This window comes from Bdellovibrio sp. HCB337, assembly GCF_047302465.1.
Taxonomy (GTDB): Bacteria; Bdellovibrionota; Bdellovibrionia; order Bdellovibrionales; family Bdellovibrionaceae; genus JACMRP01.
This window is the reverse complement of the sequence record NZ_CP178621.1, coordinates 257,998-284,752: the sequence shown is the minus strand read 5'-3', so window position 1 is coordinate 284,752 and position 26,755 is coordinate 257,998. Positions and strand designations below refer to the sequence as shown.

The 26,755-nt window shown below is 44.3% G+C and carries 26 protein-coding genes; 15 read left to right on the top strand and 11 right to left on the bottom strand.

Features of this window, described 5'->3' with window-relative positions:
- Positions 1-9: 9 nt before the first annotated feature.
- From ACLWBB_RS01455 to ACLWBB_RS01435, 5 genes are all read right to left on the bottom strand, one after another.
- Positions 10-483, bottom strand: coding sequence for an MAPEG family protein (locus ACLWBB_RS01455; RefSeq protein ID WP_413289764.1), 474 nt, complete (start codon positions 481-483; stop codon positions 10-12).
- 120 nt (positions 484-603) lie between these two features.
- Complete coding sequence (locus ACLWBB_RS01450) at positions 604-996, bottom strand: DoxX family membrane protein (RefSeq protein ID WP_413289763.1); 393 nt, start codon at positions 994-996, stop codon at positions 604-606.
- A 95-nt stretch (positions 997-1,091) separates the two neighbouring features.
- Positions 1,092-1,688, bottom strand: coding sequence for a DsbA family protein (locus ACLWBB_RS01445; protein WP_413289762.1), 597 nt, complete (start codon positions 1,686-1,688; stop codon positions 1,092-1,094).
- A gap of 102 nt (positions 1,689-1,790) precedes the next feature.
- A complete protein-coding gene (locus tag ACLWBB_RS01440) occupies positions 1,791-2,465 on the bottom strand; it encodes a response regulator transcription factor (protein ID WP_413289761.1) in 675 nt (224 codons plus the stop codon).
- A gap of 1 nt (position 2,466) precedes the next feature.
- Complete coding sequence (locus ACLWBB_RS01435; protein ID WP_413289760.1) at positions 2,467-4,080, bottom strand: sensor histidine kinase; 1,614 nt, start codon at positions 4,078-4,080, stop codon at positions 2,467-2,469.
- Between the two features lie 242 nt (positions 4,081-4,322).
- Here ACLWBB_RS01435 and ACLWBB_RS01430 point away from each other — a divergent pair, with 242 nt between their 5' ends.
- Positions 4,323-4,961, top strand: coding sequence for a substrate-binding periplasmic protein (locus tag ACLWBB_RS01430; protein WP_413289759.1), 639 nt, complete (start codon positions 4,323-4,325; stop codon positions 4,959-4,961).
- A gap of 6 nt (positions 4,962-4,967) precedes the next feature.
- Here the strand turns inward: ACLWBB_RS01430 and ACLWBB_RS01425 are convergent, their stop codons facing one another.
- Positions 4,968-6,029: an NAD(P)H-dependent flavin oxidoreductase gene (locus ACLWBB_RS01425; RefSeq protein WP_413289758.1), complete on the bottom strand. Its 1,062-nt coding sequence runs from the start codon at positions 6,027-6,029 to the stop codon at positions 4,968-4,970.
- On the bottom strand, positions 6,023-7,225 hold the full coding sequence (chrA, locus tag ACLWBB_RS01420) for a chromate efflux transporter (RefSeq protein ID WP_413289757.1): 1,203 nt from the start codon (positions 7,223-7,225) through the stop codon (positions 6,023-6,025). The genes ACLWBB_RS01425 and chrA overlap by 7 nt, the downstream gene beginning before the upstream one ends.
- Before the next feature lie 15 nt (positions 7,226-7,240).
- Between chrA and ACLWBB_RS01415 the strand changes: the two genes are divergently transcribed.
- Positions 7,241-7,852 (top strand): 16S rRNA (guanine(527)-N(7))-methyltransferase RsmG, encoded by a 612-nt coding sequence (locus tag ACLWBB_RS01415; protein WP_413289756.1) that lies wholly within the window; start codon positions 7,241-7,243, stop codon positions 7,850-7,852.
- A gap of 1 nt (position 7,853) precedes the next feature.
- Here ACLWBB_RS01415 and ACLWBB_RS01410 read toward each other — a convergent pair whose 3' ends face one another.
- The 3 genes from ACLWBB_RS01410 to ACLWBB_RS01400 all read right to left on the bottom strand — a co-directional run bounded on the left by ACLWBB_RS01410 (position 7,854) and on the right by ACLWBB_RS01400 (position 11,612).
- Positions 7,854-8,531, bottom strand: a complete 678-nt coding sequence (locus ACLWBB_RS01410; RefSeq protein WP_413289755.1) for an O-methyltransferase — start codon at positions 8,529-8,531, stop codon at positions 7,854-7,856.
- Between the two features lie 9 nt (positions 8,532-8,540).
- Positions 8,541-10,769, bottom strand: a complete 2,229-nt coding sequence (locus ACLWBB_RS01405) for a cation:proton antiporter (protein WP_413289754.1) — start codon at positions 10,767-10,769, stop codon at positions 8,541-8,543.
- Between the two features lie 75 nt (positions 10,770-10,844).
- Positions 10,845-11,612: a methyltransferase domain-containing protein gene (locus ACLWBB_RS01400; RefSeq protein WP_413289753.1), complete on the bottom strand. Its 768-nt coding sequence runs from the start codon at positions 11,610-11,612 to the stop codon at positions 10,845-10,847.
- Positions 11,613-11,924: 312 nt separating this feature from the next.
- On the opposite strand from ACLWBB_RS01400, the gene aspS reads away from it, so the two are divergent.
- The 9 genes from aspS to ACLWBB_RS01355 all read left to right on the top strand — a co-directional run bounded on the left by aspS (position 11,925) and on the right by ACLWBB_RS01355 (position 21,716).
- On the top strand, positions 11,925-13,220 hold the full coding sequence (gene aspS / locus ACLWBB_RS01395) for an aspartate--tRNA(Asn) ligase (protein WP_413289752.1): 1,296 nt from the start codon (positions 11,925-11,927) through the stop codon (positions 13,218-13,220).
- Positions 13,221-13,355: 135 nt separating this feature from the next.
- On the top strand, positions 13,356-14,654 hold the full coding sequence (locus tag ACLWBB_RS01390) for an NAD(P)/FAD-dependent oxidoreductase (RefSeq protein WP_413289751.1): 1,299 nt from the start codon (positions 13,356-13,358) through the stop codon (positions 14,652-14,654).
- 188 nt (positions 14,655-14,842) lie between these two features.
- Positions 14,843-15,052 carry a hypothetical protein gene (locus ACLWBB_RS01385; RefSeq protein ID WP_413289750.1) on the top strand — a complete coding sequence of 70 codons (210 nt, stop codon included), beginning with the start codon at positions 14,843-14,845 and terminating at the stop codon, positions 15,050-15,052.
- A 58-nt stretch (positions 15,053-15,110) separates the two neighbouring features.
- A complete protein-coding gene (locus ACLWBB_RS01380) occupies positions 15,111-16,316 on the top strand; it encodes an MFS transporter (RefSeq protein ID WP_413289749.1) in 1,206 nt (401 codons plus the stop codon).
- Positions 16,317-16,423: 107 nt separating this feature from the next.
- Positions 16,424-17,107 (top strand): ABC transporter ATP-binding protein, encoded by a 684-nt coding sequence (locus ACLWBB_RS01375; RefSeq protein WP_413289748.1) that lies wholly within the window; start codon positions 16,424-16,426, stop codon positions 17,105-17,107.
- Positions 17,104-18,405, top strand: a complete 1,302-nt coding sequence (locus ACLWBB_RS01370) for an ABC transporter permease (RefSeq protein ID WP_413289747.1) — start codon at positions 17,104-17,106, stop codon at positions 18,403-18,405. Before ACLWBB_RS01375 ends, ACLWBB_RS01370 begins: the two co-directional genes overlap by 4 nt.
- An 11-nt stretch (positions 18,406-18,416) precedes the next feature.
- Positions 18,417-19,148 carry an outer membrane lipoprotein-sorting protein gene (locus ACLWBB_RS01365; RefSeq protein ID WP_413289746.1) on the top strand — a complete coding sequence of 244 codons (732 nt, stop codon included), beginning with the start codon at positions 18,417-18,419 and terminating at the stop codon, positions 19,146-19,148.
- Entirely contained in the window at positions 19,145-20,467 is a 1,323-nt protein-coding gene (locus tag ACLWBB_RS01360; RefSeq protein ID WP_413289745.1) for an ABC transporter permease, read from the top strand. Before ACLWBB_RS01365 ends, ACLWBB_RS01360 begins: the two co-directional genes overlap by 4 nt.
- Positions 20,460-21,716 (top strand): hypothetical protein, encoded by a 1,257-nt coding sequence (locus ACLWBB_RS01355; protein ID WP_413289744.1) that lies wholly within the window; start codon positions 20,460-20,462, stop codon positions 21,714-21,716. The genes ACLWBB_RS01360 and ACLWBB_RS01355 overlap by 8 nt, the downstream gene beginning before the upstream one ends.
- Here ACLWBB_RS01355 and hmgA read toward each other — a convergent pair.
- Positions 21,713-22,999 carry a homogentisate 1,2-dioxygenase gene (gene hmgA / locus ACLWBB_RS01350; RefSeq protein WP_413289743.1) on the bottom strand — a complete coding sequence of 429 codons (1,287 nt, stop codon included), beginning with the start codon at positions 22,997-22,999 and terminating at the stop codon, positions 21,713-21,715. The two genes, ACLWBB_RS01355 and hmgA, sit on opposite strands and share 4 nt — an antisense overlap.
- Before the next feature lie 144 nt (positions 23,000-23,143).
- Between hmgA and ACLWBB_RS01345 the strand changes: the two genes are divergently transcribed.
- The 4 genes from ACLWBB_RS01345 (at position 23,144) to ACLWBB_RS01330 (ending at position 26,744) form a co-directional block, all read left to right on the top strand.
- Entirely contained in the window at positions 23,144-23,569 is a 426-nt protein-coding gene (locus ACLWBB_RS01345) for a DoxX family protein (protein ID WP_413289742.1), read from the top strand.
- Between the two features lie 61 nt (positions 23,570-23,630).
- Positions 23,631-24,020, top strand: coding sequence for a cell wall hydrolase (locus ACLWBB_RS01340; RefSeq protein ID WP_413289741.1), 390 nt, complete (start codon positions 23,631-23,633; stop codon positions 24,018-24,020).
- On the top strand, positions 24,020-25,243 hold the full coding sequence (locus ACLWBB_RS01335) for a TCR/Tet family MFS transporter (RefSeq protein WP_413289740.1): 1,224 nt from the start codon (positions 24,020-24,022) through the stop codon (positions 25,241-25,243). The genes ACLWBB_RS01340 and ACLWBB_RS01335 overlap by 1 nt, the downstream gene beginning before the upstream one ends.
- Complete coding sequence (locus ACLWBB_RS01330; RefSeq protein WP_413289739.1) at positions 25,224-26,744, top strand: C1 family peptidase; 1,521 nt, start codon at positions 25,224-25,226, stop codon at positions 26,742-26,744. Before ACLWBB_RS01335 ends, ACLWBB_RS01330 begins: the two co-directional genes overlap by 20 nt.
- Positions 26,745-26,755: the final 11 nt, after the last annotated feature.

Genomic DNA, 26,755 nt, shown 5'->3' with positions numbered 1-26,755 from the left:
CGTACTATTCTAAGTCCAGAAGCCCAAAGCCACAAATAGTGAATGAACTGCCATATAGATAATAATCAGAGACCCCGGAGTCCACAGAGTCGCTCTTAGATCATGAGTTCTAGCACTTAAGTAAGCTGCAAAATGTAAAAACCGAGTCAGGACATATCCAAAAAGAAGAACTCTTGCCACTAACAAAGAGGGCTCAGTAAGCACATAGAAAAATCCCGCCGCTAGAAAGAATGGAATATTCTCGAGATCGTTCTGCTGAATACGACGAATTCGATCGACACGTTCGTTGGGTTGTAACTGCGTCGGATTCGGATTTGGGTTCAGGGGTGTTTTCTTAATATCCTCTGGAGCTCGAAATCCAGCATTCTCTCGAACCATGCGATAGACTGTAAGCCAAGACATGCCGACGACCTTCAGAATCATCAAGCTGGCAGCAATGACATAAGTTGCAAACAAAGGATTTTGTAGACTCAGTTGGTTCATATTTCCTGTTTCCTTGGGGTTTTTCGTTTCCTTAAACCCCAAGCTAGAGGAACGAGTCTAATTTGTCATTCAAGCCTTTGGCATTTTGACAGTGTGTCTAAGCGCAAAGGCCTCAATGAACTATTTACGACGGAAAAGTTGCTTGATCACACTTGAATATGGTTGGGCAAAGAACGAAAGATAAATCATCAACAAGCCCAGAATGATCGCCAACGGCAATCCTGAAGGTGCCAAGAACGCATGCACCAAAAAGATATTCAGCATAACCGGAGCAAGGATCACCAGTGCCAACGGCACAAAAAAGCCGCTCATCAAAAGAAGACCGCAAATAGTCTCAGTCAATTTCAAGAATGGCATGAAGTAAATAGATGCCATCAAGCCCGCATTAAAAGTCATAAGTGCTGGAGGCAAATCCGGAGGAGGTGGCACTAGATTTAGTAGACCCACTAAACCGGAAGCAAAAAAGACAAAACCAAGAAGAATACGCGCTATCATTGGTAACTTAGCTTTCATAGATGAAGATCTCCTTTTTATTAATCTCAACTGATTATGCTAAGTTCTGCAAGAAAAAGGGTTCAGATCTAATTCAAAATCTGAACCCAACGCTCTTAAAGTCCCAGCTGTCGATCTATAATTCTTTTGAATTCCGTATAGGGGCGGGCACCGACGACTGCTTCCGAGCCAATCATAAAACTTGGCGTCCCTTTAAAGTTATGCGAATCTGCTGCTGCTTTATCATCGGCAAGAATTTCAGCAACCTTTGGCCCCTGCATGTCCGCCTTCATGACCGAAACATCAACACCCAGCTTTTTGGCAACTTTAAAGATATAGGTCTCGCCTTCTTTGGTTACTTTATCTTGATTTGCAAAGAGAGTCGTTTGGAAAGAGTGCGCCAGGGAAGGGCTCTGCAAACAAACGGCTGTAAACGCCTTTGCTGCTATCTCAGCATTTTTATGAAAGGGAAGTGGTAAATTTCTAAATACCAATTTTACCTTACCATCATAATCTTTTAAAACTTGCTTCATTACTTCAGAACCTTTTGCGCAATAAGGGCATTCAAAGTCTGAATACTCTTCAATCGTTAGCACAGCGTTTTCTGGACCTGCGATTGTACAGCCGCCTGGTTTCGAGTCTGCATATGCGAATCCATATATCGAGACACACGCACTCAAAATAACAGCGAACTTTTTAAAACCGAATTTCATAAATCCTCCTTTGGGTTTGAACTCAAATATTGAGCTATACAAAGAAGGTATCATCGCGAATTTTGAAGTTTGTTCTTCAGATGCAAAATGTATGTAAAATGTTTATTCGATCACTTTCAGGCGGTAGCCTACGGAGCGAACAGTTTCGATTAATTCGTCGCGCAGTTTTTGTCTGAGCATCATGATATGAGTATCCACAGTACGAGTCGTTGGATAGACATCATATCCCCAGACCTTATTCAGAATTTCATCTCTGGAAAAAACTTTCTCTGGGCTTTCTGCCAATAGGACCAAAAGTTCGAATTCTTTTTTCACAAGATCGACATCAACTCCGCCAAGCACCACTTTGTGTTTTATAGTATCGATGGATAAAGCCCCAACCCGAATTAGGTTGGATTCAGAAAGCTTCTGATGTGCGCCTTGGTCTCGTAACTGTACACGAACGCGTGCTAGCAGTTCGCGAGGCTCAAAGGGTTTTGTCATATAGTCATTGGCGCCAAGCTCTAACCCCAAGATCTTGTCGACCAACTCCACTCGGGCCGTAAGGAAAATAACTGGAACCTTATTGGACTGCTTTCGCAGATTAACTAGAAAGTCTTGCCCTTGGCCATCAGGCAGCATCCAATCTAAAATAATTAAATCTGGTGGGGATTGTACGAGCCTACCTGCTGCTTGCAAGGTTTCTGCCCACTCTACTTGGTATCCTTCAGACTCAAGACGGTCTTTAAGAGATAAACCCAGGTTTTTATCATCTTCTACAATTAAAAGCCTAGCCATCTTAAGTCGTCCTCATTTTGTTTTTTCCAAAAGACAAAGTGAATGATGTCGGCGCATTTGAAAACCGAATTTCCCCGCCCCACTCTTCAACAATATACTTTACGATATTCAGTCCCAGCCCCATACCCTTGCTCGTACGGCTTTTCACAAAGGCCTCTGTCATTTTACTCAACGAGGTATATTCACAGACCCCTTGGTCTTGTACTTTGATTTGAACTTGTCCTTTATTGTGTTCCAGGCAAATCGTTACTGGTTCTGCTCCGTGGATAAACGCATTTTGCACGAGGCTTGAGAGGATAAACTTAAGCCAGAATGGATCCGCCACTATGCCTTGATCCGTTTCTAAAGGTTTCCACTGAATATTCAAATTTGTTTCCGCAATAAAATCGCAAATCCACTGATTAATAGAAGGAATATCCACGTCATTAAACGGAATACGGCCGCCTTCTGCTTGAAGATAGGTTTTGCTAACTTCCACGATTCTCTGTAAGCGGAAAATCTCCATCGACATGCGCGTGACAAGGTCGTTTTCACCATCAGACCAGTTGGAGCTATTCCTCATTTGATCAATCATCAGAATTAGTGAACTTACGGGCGTGCGGAACTCGTGACTCAAAACTTGCAGAGACAACCGATGCTTCTGTTGCTCTTTGTTTTTTTCATAAATGCGTCTGACGTAAAAAGCCATAAAGATAGCAAATACGGCACCCAAAATAATAAGCACTGCTACTGAATAACGATAAATGTAGGAAAATGCATAACGCGAATTGTATGTCCAACAAGCATTTCCCATTCTCTGCACGCAATAGGATTCTCCAGAAACAAATCCAATCGCATAATTTCCGGTTCTGATCGTTTCTTCAAAAAGCCGCAGATCATAAACTAAATAGCTTAAGGGTGAAAATCCGTAACGAGATTGGTCTCGAACAAGCAAATGACTTGGTGTCAGCACTAGCGGTTCGCCACGAACGGCCATTTCTATTTCTGCATCACTTAAAGATGCAATAAACCGGTAAACAGGGTTTTCAATTTGATAGGTATCTAAAACCTCTCTGAGCTCAGACATTTTCAAATAAGATAGATGTTGTTCTATCCAAGTCTTTGTATTGTAAGGTCCGGACCCCTTCTTCATCAGTAGGTAGGCGTAACTGTTCCCGTGAAGATCTACAAAGGGTGAGCTTGCCAAAAATTTTTCTGGCAAACTTTCATTGTCATTTAAAAAACGAGCCAAAATTTCTGTTTTGCGACGACTGCTTGCAGATACGTCTTCTGATTCATTACTAGATGTTCTATGACAAGAAGCCGCAGATCCCAGAACAGGGAGGTCTTGCCTCATCTCTCCATTGCACACTAAGCGTGCGGTCTCGACGGAAAGCTGCCTTACGTCCAGCATGGGGTGCAAGACTTGCAATTGCCCTCGTTTGCCATAGAGGGTGCTCAAATTAACAATCACACTTGGTTCGTTAATTTTTTGAAAGTTAGCAAGCACTTCGCTCAAGTCTTTTTTATCTTTATTGAAATAGAAGATGCTGTTCTCGCTAAAAGAAAGAACAAGGTAGGCAAAAAAACCTATTAGGCCTGTCAGTCCTGTTAGAAATGCCAGGTGAAATCTCATTAATAAAGTCTCCGCATTACTATCTATCTTATAAAAGCCTACTTGAATCAGGCCCATTTAGTGTCAAGGGAATGTAAAATCTTTGTAAAGCACGAAATACCAATGACCTTATGCGCTTCGCGTTCTCAGGTTCTTCGACCTTAGACCACTCTTAGACCCTTCACTTGTCACTTTGCCCTATCAGTATTAATTTGAGTCCTATGGTGGCTCTAAAACTCATTTTTTTACTTCTATCAGTTGTGTTGGCTAAGGACCCACCAGGCACGCTTCAAGTCGGTCTTTCGGATGCTGCTCCCTACGGATACAAAGAGGGCGAGCAATTCAAAGGCATTAACTACGACATTTTTACTCAAATCGAGAAAGAATCCGGTCTTCGCTTTAACTACACAATGTATCCTCACGCACGTCTTGCGAACTCAATGGAAAAAACAGATTCGGATCTTGCGATTTTCTTTTCTGTGAGCTGCGTGAAACATGCAGCCTACGAATTCAAAGAGAAACTTTATGAAGTCAAAACTGGACTCTATCTAAAAGATCAAAACGCTCTTAAGAGACCTGGTGCTCGCATTGGCGTCCTGCTGGGAACCTGCACACGCTTGGTAAAAACACATCTGACACCCGATATGGTCGTAGAACTCACCAGTATGGACCATGCTATCGAAATGTTACGCGTGGGACGTCTTGAAGGAGTCTGCGGAATCAAAAACGTTATTGATTTTAGCATCCAAAAGAATAAAGCCTTCCACGAGAAATTAGTCCCTGCCCACATAGATGACCAACCGCTTGAAGCTGTCCTCTGTCGTCGTAAATCCTTATCAGCAGACATCAAAGGTAAAATCGATAAGGCGTTACAGAAAATCAAAGTTCCGTCTGTCAAATAGATGTAATTAGGCCTGATTGAATTCAGAATAAAGAGTTTCAACTAGCTGTGGTGCAGGCATTTCTCGAATGAACGCTACCGAAGTACCCGCCCACAAGGAAAGAAACTCCGCCTTCCCCATTTGCGCGGCTTTTTGCCGAATGTCTCTAGTAAATGCATTTTGTACTGGCCATGGAAGAATGGCTTCGTTTTGATTTTCCATTTCAAGAATAAAACGATTTTCCAATCCTCGAGCGATACGACCTGAAAATACTCGGGTCAGACACGACACTTTCCCTTTGGCTTCACGAAGTGCCTGACGATATGGAGCTGATGTTCCAGCCTCTGGGCAAAGCATGAACGCAGTTCCCAGTTGTGCTGCTTGGGCACCCCATGACAGAGCTTTCGCAATATCTTTCCCTGTCATTAATCCACCAGCTGCGATCACAGGTACTTTCAATTCATTCACTAGTGATTTTGTCAGATCTTCAATAACAACATCAGAATCACTCTGTTGAACATCGAACATACCCCGATGTCCCCCGGCTTCTTTTCCTTGGGCAACGATTGCATTCACACCACTATCTTGAAGTTGAAGTGCTTCTTCTAAGTTTGTGGCTGTTCCAATCGTGTAAATTCCAAGACGATGACATTCTTGCAAATAGCTTTTATCTAGAAGCCCAAATGTAAAACTAAAAACCGCGGGTTTCTCGGCAAAAACCACGGTCATTAGCTTATTGAAGTCTTCAAAGGCTGGTTTATCAAAGTTAGGAGTCGCCAACTGCAACTCATCTCGATAGGTTTGTGTTACCTTTAACGCCAAAGCCTTCTGAGCTTCGCTTACTTTGGGAACTTGAGAAGGCACAAAAAGATTTACACCGAAAGTTTTCGTCGTCAGTATCTTAGTTTGCTGAATCGCTGTTTGTAGGTCTGTTGCGCTCATATAAGCACCACCAAGAAAACCAAGACCGCCGGCATTCGAGACCGCTGCAGCCAAAGCGGCGGTTCCCGGCCCCCCACTTAAAGGTGCTAAAATCAAAGGACCTGCAAGATTCAATTTTTTGACTAGCTCCGTTTGCCCTTTTACCACAACACTCCTGTCGCGACCGCACTCATAAGAACGATAGACCACGAAGGCCATTTTGCAAAAACTAAGAGCGAAAGGCAAATGGCAGCTAGGAGTACGTCTTTAAGATTCAATATTCCGTATGTAACGACCGGATTATAGAAAGCCGCTACCAACAAACCAACAACACCGGCATTCATACCCGCCATGGCTGTTCGCAATTTCTTGTGCGCACGCATCTTTTCCCAATATGGCAGAATGCCAACAATCAACAGCAGCGACGGCAGAAAAACCGCCACAAGACAAACAAGGGCCCCAAGCCATCCATTCGGAGCTACTAAAGATGCTGCCCCAAGATATGCGGCGAAAGTAAATAGAGGTCCCGGCACAGCTTGCGCAGCTCCGTACCCTGCCATAAAACTTTCCTGTGAGATCCATCCTTGTCGAACTATTTCAGATTGCAATAGCGGCAACACGACGTGGCCCCCACCAAACACCAAAGAACCAGCCCGATAAAAACTATCAAAGTATTTAAGCGTTTGTGAATCAGTGACACCCGCCAAAAGAGGCAACACGATCAGAAAGACGAAAAATAAAGACAAGAAAACCAAACCACGTGACCGAGACAAGTTTAAAGATGCTGGCTGATGAGGAAGACTTGCTTGATCTTTCAGAAAAAACCATCCCCAAAGCCCCGCAAAGAAAAGAGCCACCACTTGTCCAAGGGCCGCAGGCTGTGCAGTCACCACCATCGCAATGAGCAAAGCCAAAACGACACGTTTTCTATCAGGACAGAGTTTTGGAAACATGTTCAGAAGTGCTTGAGCCACGACAGCGACAGCTGCGACTTTCAAGCCATGAAGCCATTGACTGCCGAGTTGATCTTGAAAGTACGTCAGCCCTAACGCAAAAAGAACCAACAAAATCGCGGACGGAAGCGTGAACCCCACCCATGCAGCCAAGGCCCCAGGAAGACCCGCGCGAGAAAAGCCAATACCCATTCCGACCTGACTGCTAGCAGGTCCCGGCAGAAACTGACAAAGACCCACAAGGTCAGCATAGGAAGACTCATCCAACCATTTCTTTCGGTTAACAAACTCGTTTTGAAAATAACCAAGATGAGCAACAGGTCCGCCAAAGGAAGTACATCCTAACTTAAGAAAAGTAATAAAAACTTCCGCGATAACCCTCATACCTTCTTGATCTAACAGCAATTTCATGTCTTTACTAGTTTTATGCATTTTGAAAAACGCGTCCCGACCATTTTGCAATTAGGTTTTCGTGAAGAAGCTTTGCCTCAGCTCAAGGCCTATATTGATCTTCTTTGGTCCGCCAATGAAGAGCTCAATCTCATTAGTCGCAAAATGACTTTCGAAGAGCTCATCGATAATCATGTTATTGATTGCCTTCTGCCGTTGAAGTACTTCCCAAAAAATATCAAGGCTGCGGCTGATTTTGGTGCTGGTGGTGGGTTACCAGGAGTTATTTACGCCATTCAGTTCCCTGAAGTTAAATACCACTTGTACGAAAAAAGCGTTCTTAAACAAGAATTTCTAAAACGCTGTAAGGCGATTGCGTCCAATCTTGAAGTGCACGGAGAAATTCCATTAGATCTTAAAAATATCGATGTCGTCAGTGCTCGTGGATTTAAGCCGATCGATGTGATCTTAGATGTCAGTCGTAATTACTATAAATCTGGTGGAAAGTATTTCTTGCTCAAAGCCCGTCGGGAAAAAATCGAGGAAGAAATGGCTTTAGCCAAAAAGAAATTTAAAGACTTGCAGGTGAAGATCGAAATCCTTTCTTCACCTGTTCTTGAGGTTGAACGTCACCTCGTTCTTATATAATTTATTTCTTTCTCGTCATCATCAAGCCATCACCGACAGTCAGCAAGCAAGAGTTCACACGCTCATCTTTGCTGATCTTTTCGTTAAGAGCGCGCAAAGCGACTGTATTTGGATCTTGCTCTGATGGGTCGGCGACTCGTCCACTCCAAAGCATATTATCTAAAATAATAATGCCTCCTGGGCGAAGCAGCTTTAAGCAAGTTTCATAATAGGCGTCGTATCCCACTTTATCTGCATCAATGAAAGCAAAGTCGTAAGAGCCCGGTCCTTCTTCTTTCAGTAAAGATTGAAGAGTGTCCAAAGCTGGCGCCAAACGCAGGTCAATTTTTTGAGTAAGATTGGCTTCTTTCCAAAATTTGCGACCGATGCTGGTCCACTCATCACTGATATCACAGCAAATAAGCTTTCCACCCTCTGGTAAGATGCCGGCAACCTTCAAAGCGGTATAGCCCGTGAAAGTTCCGATTTCGATCGCTTTTCTGGTTCCGATGGATTGAGCCGTCAATGCCAAGAACGCCCCAACATCACTGCTACTAATCATGCCACCTGAAGGCAATTTTGAAGTCTCTTGACGGAGACGTCTTTCAAGACCGGATTCAACTACAATTTTTTCAGCCACGTAACGAGCCACTTTTTCAGCCGTGATTGGGCTTTTTACTACTAGATCAGAACTTGCCATATTTTACTCCTAAACGAGCGCCTTAATCTTTGAGATATTTCCCACGATCCAAACCAAATCATCTGTTTGCAATGTCATCGCGGAATCAGGACTTAATAGACGTTCGCCATTTCTTTCAATACCAACAATCAGGCCATCGGCTTCCTCGCGAAGGCCGCAATTGCGGATAGTTTTGTTAATAAATCGACTCGAAGAGCTCAGTGTCATTGATGTTAAACCGAAAGACTCAGCAATCGGAGATTCCACTTTCTCAACAGGCACCTCCATCACTTTACGAATTTCGGCAAGCTGATCATCCGTGCCGATCAGGAAAATCTTATCACCCGGCAAAATCAGATCATCGCGTTTCGGCGCAAGAATTCTTTCACTTCCCCGTTCGATCATTGCAACGGTCACACCATAGTCTTCTTTAATACGAGCATCTTGCAGAGTTTTTGCAACTAAGCGCGACTGCGGAGAAATAACAAATTCAGACAAGGTTGCATTCCACGGAGCTAACTGAGGAACTTTAGCTTTTTCCGCAAGTTCCGCGCGCTCTTTGTCCGTCAAATTCGACAAGAATCTTTTTTCGATTTTGCCATACACTGGTTCAGAGTATTTACTAAAGAAAAAGGCGCTCAGTGCTGCCAGCGCAATGAGGCTGACTCCTGAGAATGCTAATATAGAAGTAAAGTTACTCACAACAAAACCAGCAAGGCAGCATCCTAAAAGAAATCTTGTGATCGCGACCCCTATTTGTAAATTCCGCAATTGATTGGCCGTACTTCCTTGGTAAGTCACCTTATGAGAAGGCCCCCCAAAGAAAATCGCCCATAAAAACGGTCCTGAAATAGCCAAAGTCATCAAGCAGGTCAATAGCGAAGCAAGTCCATGATCCTCAATAGCTTCTGCCATTCTTGGCAACGCCAAACGTGCCATCGCCAAACTAATTGCTATAACAATGACGGAATTCAAAGCGATTTTGACTCCGTACTCACGCCAAATCAAAGACAACGTCGATGTTCCAGAGCTTGTCGCCATTGCCGTTTCATAACGTTGCAAGGATTCTTTGAAACTATTTGGTAGCTTCTTCTCTAGCCAAGCATAAAATGGATCTGCATATTTAATGAGGTACGGCGTTGTAAACGTCGTCGCTGCTGAAACCGCAACGGCAATGGGATACAAGAAGTCGCTGGTTACTTTCAATGTCATACCCAAAGTTGCAATGATGAAAGAGAACTCGCCGATTTGCGCTAAACTCATCCCTGCTTGCACGGAATTCTTAAGGCTTCGTCCAGATACCACCGCACCAATCGCACTACTGATCAATTTCCCGACAATTGTCACGACCGTCATTAACAGAATCACCCAGAAGTATTCAATCACGACGTTAAGATCGATCAACATACCGACAGATACAAAGAAAACTGCCGAGAACAAATCCTTCACCGGTAGAATTAAGTGCTCAATGCGTTGGCCTTCGCGAGTCTCAGCCAAGATGGATCCCATAACGAAGGCACCCAACGCCGGAGAAAAACCAACTTGGCTTGCGATAATCACCATCATCAAACAAAGCCCCAAAGAAACAATCAGAGTCGTTTCATTCGAAAGGTAATCGCGAAATTTTTTGAGGAGAACCGGCAATAGGTAAATCCCCAACAAAAACCACAGAACCAAGAAGAAAACCAAACGCAATGACGAGAAGGCCAATTCAGGTCCTGAAAGGCTTTGCGTCACTGCCACTGAGGAAAGCAAAACCAACAAGAGAATCGCAATCAAGTCCTCGACGATTAGAACGCCAAAAACGAGTGAAACGAAATTTCTTCCTTTAAGGCCCAGCTCTTCAAACGCACGCACGATAATGGTGGTTGAAGAAATAGAAAGGATGCCCCCGAGGAAAAGACTATCCATCGTTGACCAACCAAGGGCCTTACCACAAATGAAACCAACACCAAGCATGCTCAGAATTTCAAAGCTTGCAGTGATGCTGGCACTTTTTCCAACTTTTGTAAGTTTCTTGAAACTGAATTCTAGTCCCAGACCAAATAGCATGAAGATCACGCCAATCTCGGCCCAAATAGAAATGTTCGCAGTATCCTTTACAGAGAAGAAAAACGGGAACTTGGGACTCAGAAGAAAACCAGCCAGCAAATATCCCAATACGACTGGCTGCTTCAATTTTTTAAAAAGAAGCGTCACCACAGCGGCAGTCATTAAGATAATACCCAGGTCCTGAATCAGATTCGGAAGATGTGTCATATAATTTGATTAGCATCATCGATGATGTTTTTCAAATAATGAACAAAATAAAAGACATACGTCCTTATTTGAAAATCAAATTTTTTTGCCCCACAACAGCATTCTCTTGAATGGATAGAAGTAAGGGCCTTCTCCGAGAGCTTTGCGAATTTCTTCCGTATATGTTTTCAAAAAGCGGTCAAAATCAGAGGGATTCAAACGCGATTGATAAGATGTCAGCATTGTGCCCTTGGTCCACTCAACTACATCCAGACCGGATTTCATCGGATTGCCATAAACTTCAATACGAGTAATTTGCTCCTCGATACCATTGTTATGGAAGATTTCCGCATACTTTTCCACAGGCAAAACAAATAATCTTTGCTCTCCTTTTCTATACATATCAGGAAAGAGCCTATGTGCGACTTCGCTTGCGAGAGTATGTGACGGATGATCAAAGTTGCAAGGCACCTGAATGGCAATTTGGCCTCCAGGTTTCAGCCAACTTAGAATTTTTGGAACTAATACTTCGTGATTATCGATCCATTGCAATGCCGCATTTGAAAAAATGAGATCATATTTGCTACGAGGCACAAAGCTTTCGATATTTTGAAGCTGAAACTCAAGACCCGCGGTCACAAAAGTTTTGGATTTCTCTAGCATCTCGTCCGACGCATCAATACCAAGCAAATGCTTGATTTGAAAACTCTCAAACAGTTTTCGCGTCAGCTCCCCTGTTCCACAGCCTAAATCGATGGCTTCTTCAAAGGGCTGGTCCTGAATAAGTGACATCAAGTCATAAAAAGGACGGGCTCGCTGATCTTTAAACTTGTTGTATTGAGTGGGATTCCATTTTGAATTCATAGACTTATTCCTTATTTCTATTTTCACTTATCCCACCCATAAAAACAATTCATGACTCCAAACATTGGCAAAATTCAACCAATCGACTAACTTGAATATAACTCGATGAAGAGGAAAGACCCCTCTGAGAGGCCGCTTTGAAAAAGTAGAAGTATTTTTTACTTCAGACTCTAGTAAACGCAGACGGAAAACCACTTCCGATAGAGTGGAATCAAGAGCCGAATGTCTCGGAAGCTGGATGGCACCACCTCAAGGTTTAGGGTTCCAGCACAAATAAAACCAAAACTAAATGTCCCTTAGAGGAGGTGCCACGTGCATCAAAAGCGAAGCTTTATCTGCGAACTGCCGCAGATGAAAGAACAACCAATCAAAATAGCCGGATGGATTTACCATCTACGAGTTTTATCTCAAACAACATTCTTGGTTGTAAAAGACGCTACCGGAATCATCCAGTGTGTGATGCAAACAGATCTAAATTCTAATTTGCATCTTAGACTGGATGATTGCGTTGAGGTCGTTGGTAATTTGATCGAAGATCCACGGGCACCTAATAATTGGGAGCTACACGTGACCTCCATCAAAAAACTCAGCGAGTCTGCGCAAATGTTGCCATTTAACTCTTCAGCGGTTGTGGAAAACATTTCGCCGGAAATTAAGATCGAGAATCGTCCGCTCGTTTTGCGTAGTGAAAAACATGGAGGCATTTTCAAGCTACAGGCGAAAATGATCGAGCTTTTTCGTCGCTATCTGACCGAGAATCACTTTACGGAGATCGTAACGTCTAAGATCGTGGCAAGTGGCACCGAGGGCGGTACAAATCTTTTTCAAATGAAATACTTTGAAAAGATCGCGTACCTTGCACAGAGCCCACAGTTCTATAAAGAACAATGTGTCGCGGGACTTGAACGTGTATTTGAAACAGGTCATGTCTATCGTGCAGAACCTCACGCTACTAGCAGACATCTGACGGAATACTACTCGTTAGACGTTGAGATGGGCTTCATTAGTGGTCCGGAAGAGATCATCGAACTTGAGCGCGGACTCTTAAATTATATGTTTGAAGATCTGAATAGAACGCACGCGAAGACTCTGGAATCTTTTGGTCAGCCTGTACTTCCAAGTATGGAGAAAGCTCCAACGTGGGAATTTGGCGAATGCCTTGAAAGACTTAAAACCTCTTTCGGTCGAACGGACCTCGTCGATGACTTAGATGGTGAGGCCGAAAGGCAGCTTTGTCAGCTTGCTCAACAAGAGTTTGGTGTGCCTGCGGTCTTCGTACTTGGGTTTCCATTAAGTGCGCGACCTTTTTACACGGCTCCTCGTGGTGAGCACGGAGCTGCTCAGAGTTTCGACTTACTGTTTCGGGGCCTTGAGATCACGACGGGTGGACAGCGACTGCATCGACGAAGCGAACTTGAAAGTGCTCTCAAAAAGAAAAGGCTCGAGCCTGCTTCTTTTGAAAGCCACTTGCGCATGTTTGAACTAGGCATGCCGCCACATGGAGGCTTCGCTATTGGTGCAGAAAGACTCACGGCGCAAATCTTGGGACTTTCGAATGTGCGGGAGGCGACCCTTTATCCCCGCGATAGAAATCGTATCGCACCTTAAAACAAAATAGAGGGGAGCTCACACTCCCCTCTATTGCTTGATCGCAAAATTTACAGACAGAATTCAGATGCCTCAGGCCAAACATTGCCAAAACACTTTTTGAGGAGGATGCTGGCGGTCTCTCGGAGAATTCTTATGAGACTCGTCCATCCTGAGAAGCATAAAGGCAAAAAAATCGTCATTGTTGTTGGTGGTGGTTTTGCCGGTCTAAATACTGCCCAAACATTAGCAAAACAAAAAGACGTGCATGTGCTCCTGATAGATCAGCGCAATCACCATTTGTTTCAGCCTCTTTTATATCAAGTAGCCACTGCGGGATTGAATCCAGCGGATATCGCTGTTCCCATTCGTGCTCAGTTTCCTGATGTTGCGAATATTGAAGTTCATTTAGGTCGTCTTTCAGGAGTGAATCTTAAAGAACAATATATTGTGGGCATGACTCTAGACGGAGAAAGAGAAATTGCCTATGATTACTTGGTTCTTGCATGCGGAGCTCAGCATAGTTACTTCGCGCATCCTGAATGGGAAGGTTTTGCTCCTGGTTTAAAAACTTTGGAGCAAGCGACGGAAATCCGTCGGCGCATCTTGCTTGCTTTTGAAACTGCTGAGAATGAATTTGATCCAAAGTTGCAAGAATCCCTCATGACCTTCGTCATCGTTGGCGCTGGCCCGACCGGAGTTGAACTTGCCGGAGCCATTTCAGATATCAGCCGGACAGTGCTCATTAAAGATTTCCGTCGCATTGATCCATCAAAAGCAAAAGTGATTCTCGTTGAAGCGGGACCTCGCATTCTAGCCTCATTCCCCGAGGATCTTTCAGCCCGCGCGCATCGAGATTTGTTAGACCTCGGTGTAGAAGTTCGCACCAACGCACGCGTTGAAAATATCAATGCTGAAGGCGCAAAAGTCGGCGACGAATTCTTAAACGCTAAAAGTGTTTTCTGGGCAGCCGGCGTGCAAGCCAGTGCTATGAATCTGGATCCAGCTGTCGAGAAAGATCGTGCGGGACGCGTGATCGTAAACGATGATTTCTCGATTCCAAATTTTAAAAATGCTTTTGTCATTGGTGATATGGCGGCGTTTGAAATGGCGCCTGGAAAACTTTTACCCGGCCTTGCCCCTGCAGCAATGCAAGCAGGTCGACATGCCGGCAATATGATCTTGGCTGATATTCGCGGTAAAAACAGAAAGGCCTTTCAATATCTTGATAAAGGGCAAATGGCGACTATTGGAAAAAATCGCGCTATTGCCCAGTCTGGAAAACTCAAGATGACTGGTCACATTGCGTGGCTTGCATGGCTTTTCATTCATGTTTTTTATCTGATCGACTTTAAAAATCGCGTTTCTGTGATGTCCCAATGGGTCTGGAGCTACATGTTTTCAAAGCGCGGAGCTAGACTCATCACCGAAAAAGAGTGGCAACTTAAGAAATAAAATTCAGAAAACACTAACCTCTCCTGCAAAAAACGCTGTCTCAATTAGAGATGACTCAAATTGAATTTCAGATTGAGACACCTGAGAATCCTTAATTTTTCGTTAAGGATTTAGTCAAAACAGTCTTTAGTCTCGGCATAAAATGCCGATATACTAAACATACGGTATGTAACAGAGAGGCTCATTTCATGTTAAAGCTTGTATCAACAATGATCTTCAGCGCGATGTTGGTTTCTACAACAAATCCAATCTCAGACAAATCAAATGTCCTAGACCAAGAAGGTAAACTCATTCTTATGCAGTCCGATGCAGTGGCTGTGATGCCTGGACAATGTAAGTCGTATCGCGTGTCGAAGAATCCGCCTCTGGTTCCTAGACTTAAATGCCGTTTTTCTTAATCAATATTTCACTGATCTAGGGCTTGCCTAATGGTGGTTCCTTCCATTAGGTTAGGCCATGACTTCCTCCACCTCTCTTTCTCGATTTGTTCTTTGGGTCATGACCATCTCTACTGGTCTTTGTGTCGCCAATCTTTATTACTGCCAACCTCTACTTCAACAAATGCAAGAGTCCTTCGGTGTCAGCCCGCAATCTATTGGCTGGATTCCAACTCTCACGCAGTTAGGTTACGCCCTTGGGATGTTCTTTCTGATTCCACTTGGCGACCAAGTTGAACGCCGTAGTTTGATTTTCATTTCTACTGCAGTGTCGTCTTTATCAATGATCGGGATGGCTCTCGCACCAAATCTGCCGACTGCGATTTTGATGAGTCTGATTGTTGGTGTAACAACGATGACTCCACAATTTATCATTCCATTTGCAGCTCACCTTGCAAGCCCTGGTCGTCGTGGCCAAGTCGTGGGTATGATCATGAGTGGGCTTTTGTTGGGAATTCTTTTAGCTCGCACGGTTGCCGGATTTGTTGGTGCGGCATTCGGTTGGCGCCTTATGTTTGCAGCGGCAGCGGTTGTTTTGATGATTCTAGCTTTTGTTCTGCGCGCAGTTCTTCCCGTTAGCGAACCGACATTCGATGGCAACTACAAAAGCCTTCTAAAGTCAGTTGTCAGATTGATTCGTCAACAACCCGTACTTCGCGAAGCTATGGTTGTTGGCTCTTGTCTGTTTGGCGCGTTTTGTGGTTTTTGGGCAACACTGATTTATTTGATGGAGTCTCCGTCTTTCAACTTGGGTGCGCGCACTGTCGGCCTCTTCGGTTTGGTTGGAGCACTTGGCGCATTGGCCGCACCGTGGATTGGTCGTTTCGCTGATAAAAAAAGTCCACGCACGACAATTGCGTTAGGAATTTTCCTGTGTGCACTTTCGTTTGTAATTTATTGGATTTGGGGCGGAAGCTCTATCGTCGCATTGGGTATTGGCGTGCTTTTGATGGATGTTGGCTTACAAGCCGCTCATATCTCTAACCAAAGTCGCGTCTTCGCTCTTGTTCCAGAAGCACGCAGCCGACTGAACACTGCATACATGTTTGCGTATTTCATGGGTGGCGCCCTCGGTTCTGCCGTCGCAAGCTACGCGTGGAGTCTTTACGGATGGAGTGGTGTCTGCGCCGTTGCATTGGCGTTTATTTTGATCAGCTTCTTAAGCTTTCTCTATGGACAACACCGTCATAATCAGACAAAAACTCGCGTTAGTTCCGTGTTGTAAAACCCTGTAAAAATTAGGACATTACAGAGGGGTCTGGGACGTCGTTGACATGAGGATTGATATCCAGAACACTTTCAAGGTAAGACTAAACACAAGAGGGTTCTCTCATGCAAACAAACGAAATTCTCGCCCTGAAGAATGTGGTCAAAACCTATCATCTTGGCGAAACCAAAGTAGAAGCATTAAGAGGTCTTGATCTTGTTTTAAAAAAAGGCGAGTTCACGGCTCTAATTGGCAAATCTGGTTCCGGCAAAAGCACCCTGCTGAACTTGGTGGGCTGCATTGATTCTCCTGATTCGGGACAGATTCTTTTTGAAGGCAAAGACATCACACATATCGATGAGATTTCAAAAAGCTCGCTTCGCAATCACAAAATCGGTTTTATCTTTCAGTCTTTCAATTTGATTCCAGTTTTGAATGTTTTTGAGAACGTAGAACTTCCTTTGGTGATTCAACCAGAAGTTAGCGCTGAGGAAAGAAAAGCCCGCGTTATGGCAGCTCTCAAAGATGTAGAGTTGGAAGAGTTCCTTCACTACCCACCAGATAAGTTGTCTGGTGGTCAGCGCCAACGTGTGGCGATTGCTCGCGCTTTGGTGACTCACCCGACTTTGGTTCTTGCAGATGAGCCTACGGCAAATCTGGATTCTAAAACCAGCCACAAGATCATCGACTTGTTATTGGACTTAAATCAGAAAAAACAAATCACGTTCTTGTTCTGCTCTCATGATGAAAAGTTGATTGATCGTGTTGGCCGCATCATTCGTATCCAAGATGGAGTGATTCTCGAATGACGCTTTTTAGTAAGATGGCTATTAGAAATTTATGGAAGAATAAGCGCCGTAGTATTTCTACGGGGATGGCCATCTTAGCGGGCTTCGCGGGGCTTTGCTTGCTTGGTGGTTATATTCTGCGAGTTGAAAAATACTTGGCCGTGAATTCCATTTACATCAATCACAGTGGTCATCTTGCGATTTACAAAAAAGGTGGCTTGGACTTTTTCTATAACAACCCACGTAAATACCACCTCAAAGGTGAGGACCTGCAAAAGCTGCAGGAACTCTTAGCCAACGACAAAGAGGTCGAATTTACTGCGCCGATTTTGCAAGGCATGGGTTTGATCAGCAACGGCAATAAGTCTGTTCCATTTCTTGCCTACGGAATTGAGCCTGATGTTGAAAGACGTATTCAATCTCATCCTGAAGTTCATAAGTGGACCCATGAATTGGTTCCGGCAAGTGGTGAGCTATCGATCAAAGACGCTAAAGGCGAATTGGCTGAAACAATTTCGATCACTAAAGAACTCGGATCTTTGATTGGGAAAAATCCTCCATTCAATGAGTTGTCCTTACAAGATAAAGATGTTCAGTTGGCGGCACGAAGTTTTGAAAGTGATCTTAATGCCGTCAATGCGCACTTGGGTTTTAAACACTCCACTGGGTTTTCAATGTTGGAGGATACAGGCTTAGTGGCACCTTTATCTGTGATGCAAAGCTTGTATGCAACCGAAGGTGCGACTTTCATAGCTGTTTATCTTCATCCAGGTACCAACGTTGGGAACGCCGTGAAGCGAATTCAGAAGGCAATCTTGGATGCGCAAATCAATGCCGAAGCTTATCCCTTTGATGATGACCGCATAGGATTATTTTATACCGGGTCTATGGGCTTTCTTTATATCATGGCGGGCTTTTTCGTATTCTTGATTTTTGGCGCAGTAGCTCTTTCCATCGTGAACTCGATGACTATTGGGATCTTAGAGCGTGTTCGCGAGATCGGAACTCTGCGAGCCATTGGCTTTACTGATTCACAAACAGCTTGGCTTTTCACATTAGAGAGCTTGTTTCTGACGGCAATTAGTATTGTGATCGGATATGTCGCTACTCAAATCATTGCGCTCATCGTGAATGGCTTGAATCTGCGCTTTTCGCCACCAGGTATCGCTGGAGATATGCAGTTTGTTGTGACACCGTTCTTGTGGGTATGTATTTTAGTGGCAATTCCTATTATGATCATTTGTATGATTTGTGCATATTTAGTTTCTAAAAAATTGGTCAACAAACCGATCATTCAACTTTTACAACAAGTTAATTAAGCGAGAGGTTTATGAAAAAGTTATTACTAGTAGCTCTACTCAGCGGATTCTCGATGCATGCTTTGGCACAAGATGCCGGCGAACTTCTTAAAGCCAGCGACCGTGCGCGCGGTGGAATTAAAGGTGGCGTCGTATGGGAGGCAAAAATCACTACCGTAGAGGACGGAGAATCTAGCGAAAGAACTTTTGCGGTCAAAGCTAAAAGTGATGATGCACACGTTGAGTCCCTGGCTCCCGCACGAAACAAAGGCGAAGTGTTCTTGTTTAACGATCGCAATATGTGGTTCTTTAAACCAAGCTTGCGTAAACCGGTCTCTATCTCTGCCCGCCAAAAACTTTCTGGCCAAGCTGCCAACGGTGATATCGCCAGCACCAACTATGCTCGTGACTATACAGCAACTGTCGTTGGTGATGAAAAAGTGAATGGTCAAGACACTAAAGTGTTGTTGCTAAAAGCAAAGTCTAACCAGGTAACATACGATCAAGTAAAGTACTGGGTGTCTAAAAAGGACAAGTTAGCATTAAAGGCTGAGTTCATGACTTTGCAAGGAACTCCTTTTAAAGTTGCTACTTTTGAATATAAAAACACTATGGCTGCAGAAGGAAAGAAATTTCCATTCATCAGCAAGATGGTCATTCAAGATTCAAAGTTTCCCGCGAATCAGAGCACGATTGAATACACAAAACCTCAAGCAGAAGAGTTGTCTTCTTCTTTATTTAACGTGAACAACCTGAGCCGATGACGACTTTGTTTAAGATCGCCCTTAGAAACGTCTTCTTACACTGGCGCCAAAGCTTGGCGGCAACGATTAGCCTTGCCGCTGGCTTGATCGCACTTGTGATGTTTCAGGGCTATATGAAAGATGTCGGACAACTCTATCAAGAGACCTTCCGTTCACGCATGATGTACGGCGATGTCATCGTTGAACATCAGAAGCTAACTTCAGCTGAAGGACGTGCTGAACCTTGGAAGTATGCCGTCAGTCCAAAAGATTTCGAATTTCTTCAGAGTTTTTTCAAAACGCATTCTGAAAAGGTCGACAGCGTTTCTCGTTTTTTAAGAATTTCCGGAACTGTTGCAAATGGCAAATCCAGCACGATCTTCCGTGGCTATGGATACGATATCGTCGAAGGTGAAAAGATTCGCGGATCCGAATGGGGCTGGAATGCTCTTTACGGGACTCCCATGAAAGCTGATAAACCTCACACAACAGTACTTGGTCAGTCTTTAGGGAAAATTCTGAACTGTCTTCCCGAGAAAAAAGAAAAAGTCATGGATGCGGTTGCGGGATATAAAGCCGAAGTACGACCCTTTACGTGTGAGCAATCTAACATCCAACTTAGCACCACGACTGCCGAAGGGCAGCTCAATGCGATCGACATTGAAGTTGTGGGACTTATGGATGCTCTCTACAAAGACGTCGATGATAAGTTCTTGGTTACTTCTTTAGCAGATGCTCAAACTTTGATGAATACGCCCGATGTCAGCTATGTGACCGCAAAGTTTCTTAAAGAGGGTCGTTTCATTGATCAGATCGTGAATGAGTTTAATCAAGAAGCACAAAAAGCTGGCTCTGATCAAAGAATGATTCGCTGGCAAGATCATATTACCGGCGATATGTACAACCGTACAATGAGTCTTCTTTCCGTATTTAGAAACTTCGTTGTGACTATCATTGTTGTGATTGCAAGTCTTTCGATCTTCAACACCATGATGAAACTTGTGAAAGAACGTACCCGCGAGATCGGAACCCTTCGCAGCATTGGTTTTGTTCCAAGACAAATTCTTTTCATTTTTGTCAGCGAAGCCGTCGTTCTTTCTTTCTTAGGTGGCATAATCGGCAGCATCGTAGCCATTGTATCCACGTTCGGAATGAACGGCTTGGGTATTCTGTATAAAGCCGGTGTCTTAGTAGAACCCATCGCTTTCAGAATTATGGTGAGCCCGTCTTTGTATGTGATTAGTTTCATTTTCCTAAGCATCCTTGCTGCGGTAACAACATGGATTGTTTGTCGCGCGACTTTAAAACAAAGCACGGCTGAAAATCTGACTTATGTTTAAAAGCGCTCTTCTTCTCAGCTTTATTCTGTGCGCGGGTGTTCCTGCCTTCGCTCAGAATTTTCGCTGGGACTTAGAGTGGTATAATTCAGTACAAGGCACAGAACGTAACGAGGAAAGCCTCATAGATCCTACGGGACGTCGCTTAGAAAGGCCGCAAGCCCTTTTCGAAACCGATCTTCGTATCAATACAAAGTACACCTGGAGAAAAGGCACTCGTTTTGTCTTTCGACCACGCATCCTTGGCGATTTCAATCAGTACTACTACACAAATCCCGAAGAAACTTTAACTGAACCATCAGGTAAGGTCTCGGTCCCTGAGGCATACCTCGAAGGAGATCCCACTAGAAGCATAACATTGGCAGCAGGATTGCAAAACTATCAGTGGGGACCTGCAGAGTTTTTCAGTCCGACAAATCCCTTCTTCCATTTCCGCCCAGATTCAAGAACCTATAATTACAAAGAAGATGGACGCGCTTTCCTAAGAATGAATTGGAGTCCCAATTCAAGTTGGAGCGTGATTGCGATCGCGGAGCCTATCAACAATGGAACCTCCTTTTGGATCTACGAGAAAGAATTTAAACCCAAAGGCGTTGTTAAAGTAGAACGTCGTGGGAAGAGCTCTTTAGACTATATCGGTTTTGATGTTGGTTTGATCGACGACACTATTCCGTTTGTAGGCGAGTACTTTAACTTTGAGCTGATAGAAGGCTTTAGTATGTATTTGGATGCCAGACACTCTCATGGTTATGCCCAATACAAACCAGATATCGCTCCCGACACTCTGTTTGACATGGTCTACGTAAGAAACACAGAAGTGTGGAATACTTTGCTGGTCACAGGTTTTCGCTGGGAAGGCAGTTTTGATTTCCGCATCGAGTATATCTACAACTCCTACGGGCTTGACGCTTTTGATATGCAAGCGGCCTTTCTATCGGCCCTTCCACAACATCCGCGCGGAGATCAGAACTTGAAGCGTCTTTTAGGTTCAGGGATGGAACTACTAGGTCAAAACTACGCCTATGTGTCTTTAAGAATTCCAGATCTGTTCATTCAGAATAACAATCTAAGCTTCCGCTATTTGAAATCCTTAATGGATCAATCTGCCTCATTGCAAACAGCCCTCGACACCGCTATCGGCGATGCTTGGACGTTGTTTGCGGAACTAAATATCAGCTTTGGTGAAAGCACCCAAGAGCTTTCTGCGCTTGAAAAAGGCAGTGGTCTTCTTGGGCTTAAGTGGAATTTCTAACCCTTGAAATGTTTTTTGAAGCCTTGCCAGCAATCTTGATAGTCCTCTTGTAGGAAGTCTTTTTGCATTGCAAAGTCTGTCACCATGTAAGGTGCGCGGCTTTCAAACATAAATGCTAAGGTGTTATCAAGCTTATGCGGCTTTAACTCGCCTACACTAGCGTTCTCAAACGCATCTGCATCTGGGCCATGAGCTGAATAGAAGTTATGAAGGCTACCACCACCAGGAACAAAACCTCCGGCAGTTTTCGCGTCATACACTCCATAGATCAAACCCATATATTCACTCATACAGTTGCGATGGAAATACGGAGGACGGAATGTGTGCTCTGCAACCATCCACCGTGGAGGGAAGATCACAAAGTCTACATTGGCCGTTCCAGGTGTATCGCTTGCAGAAGTTAAAACTGTAAAGATGGATGGATCTGGATGATCAAAACTAACTGTGTTGATAGTATTGAACTTTCTAAGATCATATTTGAACGGAGCATAGTTGCCGTGCCATGCAACGACATCTAGAGGAGAATGCCCCATCTCGGCTTTCCAAAGTTGATCCGAGAATTTTCCGATCAATTCAAAATTACCAGTTTGATCTTCGAAGGCCGCTTGCGGAGTCATAAAGTGACGACGATGAGCAAGCCCGTTGGCACCGATAGGTCCCAATTCTGGCAGGCGGAAAGGAGCCCCGAAATTTTCGCCCACGTAACCACGGCAAACAGTCGACAAAGGATTCACTTGGAATTTCATTCCGCGTGGAACCATCACGATTTCACCAGGCTCAGCATCGATAATTCCTAATTCGGTTTTTACCTGAATAGATCCTGATTGCAGAACGAAAAGAAAGTCCCCATCCGCATTCATGAAATAGCGATTGCCCATTGTCTGATTAAAAGCATACAGATGAATATGCATGCCTCTTTGCTCAATGGCAGATCCGATTCCGCACACTGTGCGAAGGCCTTCGACAAAATTTTGCGGAGTCGACGGAATCGGGAGAGGATTCCAACGCATTTGATTTGGATTAATATGTTTTGGCTTAAACAGAGTTTTTTCTGTGAGTTCTTTCAATGGCACAAATGATTTGTGCATCACTGAGGGACGAATACGATAAAGCCAAGAATACATATTTGCCGAGCGAGGCGCCGTGAATGCCGAGCCACTCAATTGTTCTGCATAAAGTCCTAATTGAGTTTGTTGTGGAGAGTTTTGATCTAACGGCAGTGCGTGTGGCCGCGCTTCAGAGGAAAAATGATTTCCAAGTCCTGACAAATATTGTTTATCCATGCTTGAAGATAACCAGATCTCCACTGGCAAAGTCAAACACCTTGCGCTCTGGCGCCTAAGGGCATCGCCTCTCGCTGAAATTTGATTGGATTTTACCGGTTTTTCGAGCGAAAGTTGAATGAAACACCCAGCAAGGAGCTACCTATGAAATCTCTTCTCGCAAAATACTCAAATATTCTTAAAAAAGACTGCTGCTATTCCTGGTCTATTCTTATCGTGCGTTTGGTCGCAGGTGTGGCCATGATGTTGCATGGCTGGGGAAAAATTCAAAACCCTCTTTCTTGGATGGGGCCAGACGCTCCTGTACCAGGAATTTTTCAAGCCTTGGCAGCCTTGTCAGAATTTGGCGGTGGGCTTGCTTGGGTATTAGGTCTTTTCACTCCACTAGCGTCGTTGGGTTTGTTCTTTACGATGGCTGTCGCAGCTTTGACTCACATCACGCGAGGTGACGCGTTCGTGGGAACACCACCAACTTACGAGCTGGCTTTGGTCTATCTGACTGTATCTTTACATTTGCTTCTGAGCGGCCCAGGCAAATTCTCTGCCGATTATAAGCTTTTTTCCCGCTAATCTAGCCCATCGGCGAGCGCCCTTTTCTTAAGAATGATTTTTAAATATTCGATAAGAATGCATGAGATTTATCTCGGCATTCTTATCTTTTTTTATGGTATCAAGCATTGCGCTTCCGCAAGAGCTAACCAGTTCCGTCTATGAATGCCACTTTGCGAACAGCCTGATTACAACCCCTAGCGTGCGCATGAAGGACTATTTCGACACGCAAAAAGGACAGCGTGTCGGCAAAGTAGACCTTTTAGAAAATGAAAATGTCATTGAAAGCACGCCTACATTGGTTTTTCAGATTCCGCTTTGGGATCAGCAGATCCTCGTGCAAATTTGGCATGCGCAAGATCTGCGTGTTGATGCACAGCTGTCACTGTCTGGAAAAAACAGCGTGTTCTATGCCGTTTACCATAAAGGCTCTTTGCAACAGGATCTGTTTTGCTCTACGCTTAGTAATTAATGACATCAAAAAAAGCTAGTATATCGTTTATTTTCGCCACAATTTTTCTGGATGCATTGGGAATTGGAATTCTAATTCCTATTCTACCTGATTTGATCCGTCGCTTTTCTTCGGATCCAACATTTGTAAGTCACTACTTCGGTTACTTCATTTCGGTCTATGCCCTCATGCAGTTTTTAGCATCCCCTATCTTGGGAGCTTTGTCTGATCGCTTTGGTCGTCGTCCAATTCTCTTGGTCTCTTTAGGCGGCGCAGTCTTAGATTATATTCTGATGGCCTATGCTCCGAATCTGACGATTCTTTTTATCGGTCGAGTGATCGCGGGACTTACCGGAGCCAGCATGACTGTTGCAACGGCTTATATCGCTGACATCAGCGACGACAATACTCGCTCAGCAAACTTCGGCATGATCGGTGCGGCTTTTGGTTTGGGATTTATCATCGGCCCCGCAATTGGTGGTGGTGTCGGAACTTTCGGTCACGAATATCCATTCCTGGCGGCTGCGGGTTTGAATCTTTTGAATTTCGTATTTGGTCTCTTTATTCTGCCAGAGTCTTTACCTAAAGAGCTTCGCCGAAAGGTCGACTTTACAAAATTGAATCCATTTAAGTCGTTGGTGAAAATTTTTACTCCGTCCACAAATCTAGCGCTGCTTTGGGTTTACATGCTTTTTGTGCTTGCAGGACAAGTTCACCCCAGCAGCTGGGCACTTCTAACAGAGTTCAAATTTAAATGGACCCCCGCTGACATTGGTATTTCCCTTTCTGTTGTAGGCATCACTGCTGCGGTCGTACAAGGTGGACTGACTCGCGTATTGATTCCGAAAATGGGAGAATGGAAAGCTCTCATCTGGTCGATCCTCATCGGAGTCATTGCTTTTGCAGGTTATGCATTTGCAAACGCTGGTTGGGTTTTGTATGCGATCTTGATTCCGTCTTCGATTGCTGGCATTGGCGGTCCTGCCCTGCAATCCTTAATCTCGCGCGAGACGCCCTCTCAAGAACAAGGGGAACTGCAAGGAGTCCTGGTTTCATTGGCAAGTTTGACCGCGATTGTTGGGCCATTGATTTACACAGAGCTTTTTGCCCGTATGACAAAACCAGAAGTCGTTCCTCCATTTCCCGGAGCGCCTTATTTACTTGCGTCTTTAATTAGTATTTTTTGCGGCATCATCATTTTTATTCACTACCGAGGTATAAAACATGAAAACAATTCTAACTAAATCGCTCTTCTTCGTGTTCTTTGCGGTCTCTGCCGTTCAGGCAGAGCCGATGGTAAATGTGAGTTCTTTGAACCAGAAGTTGCAAAAACAAAATGCAACGTGGGTCGCAAAAGAAACATGGCTGTCCAATCTTTCTAAACAGGAAGCAAAAAAAATGATGGGGCTTCGCGATGCTCCACCAACGGACTTCGAGTTCGTACTCCCGCAAACTCAGGCCCAAGAAGCCTTTCCGGTCTCTATCGACTGGAGAAACAAAGATGGTCGCAACTGGGTCACTCCGATTCTGAATCAGGGTACTTGCGGTAGCTGTGTGGCATTTGCGGCTCTTGGTGTGATGGAAACTCAGATGAATATCTCAAGCCTGCTGCCAAATTTAAACTTGCGCTTGTCGCCCCAGCATCTTTTTTCTTGTGGTCGCGGGGCTTGTGACTTTGGCTGGTATCCAGTATCGGCCGCGATGTATCTTATGAAGTCTGGAGTGACTGATGAAGCTTGTATGCCATATACTTCGGGCGCCACAGGCGTAGACGTTGCTTGCCAAGCAACTTGCGCAGATATTTCTCAAAGAACTTATAAAATTTCTGACTACAATACCCCGACGACTTATGGCCAAGACCTCAATGCCGTCAAACGCGCGCTTCAAAAGGGACCTCTTGTTACCACATTGGCGGTGTATGCAGACTTTTTGTCATACGCTGGCGGTATTTACCAACATACAAGTGGTGACTACGTAGGTGGTCATGCGGTTTCCATTGTTGGTTATGATGATGCTACTCAGTCGTTCATTATCCGCAACAGCTGGGGTGAAGAGTGGGGCGAGAAAGGTTTTGGTCATGTGTCTTATAGCGACACATCTGGAATCGGCAGTTCTACTTGGGCTTATGATGTACCTGCAATGACAGGAGCAATTTCTATTCTGAGTCCTCGTGACTACACTTATGTGACTGGAACAGTTCAATTTGAAGCCGCCTCGACTTTCAACAGCACCGATGGTGTTAGCTTCACGATCTTTAGTAACAACAAAGCTGTTTGGACTTCGACATGCCAAAACCAAAACTGCGTGGCAAGTTTTGATAGCACGACGCTTCCAGATGGACGCTACGAAATACAGGCATTAGCGACGAATGCACATGGCAACAACCTCGGTTTTTCTAGCCGTCAGTTTTTCTACGTTGTGAATCAAAAGCCGACCTTAAGCCTTTCATTTAACGGTGGAACAAAGTTGGATTTGAGCAAGCCTTTGAAAGGCCGTGTAGAGTTCGAAATTGCGACCCAATCTTCAGGAGTGCCAATGAGCTCACTCGAATTCCGCTTTAAAGACGCTTCAGGCAAAGAAAGCGCGCGTGTCAGCCATGTAGTTCTTAATCAAATGAAAACAGGTTGGAGAACGACTTTAGTTCCCAATGGCACTTATGAAATTTGGATGGTGGGACGGGTTAAAAGCAATACCATGGACATTTCTACGGAAAGTCAGCATTATACTGTCACTGTTCAAAACTAAGGAAAGGGCAT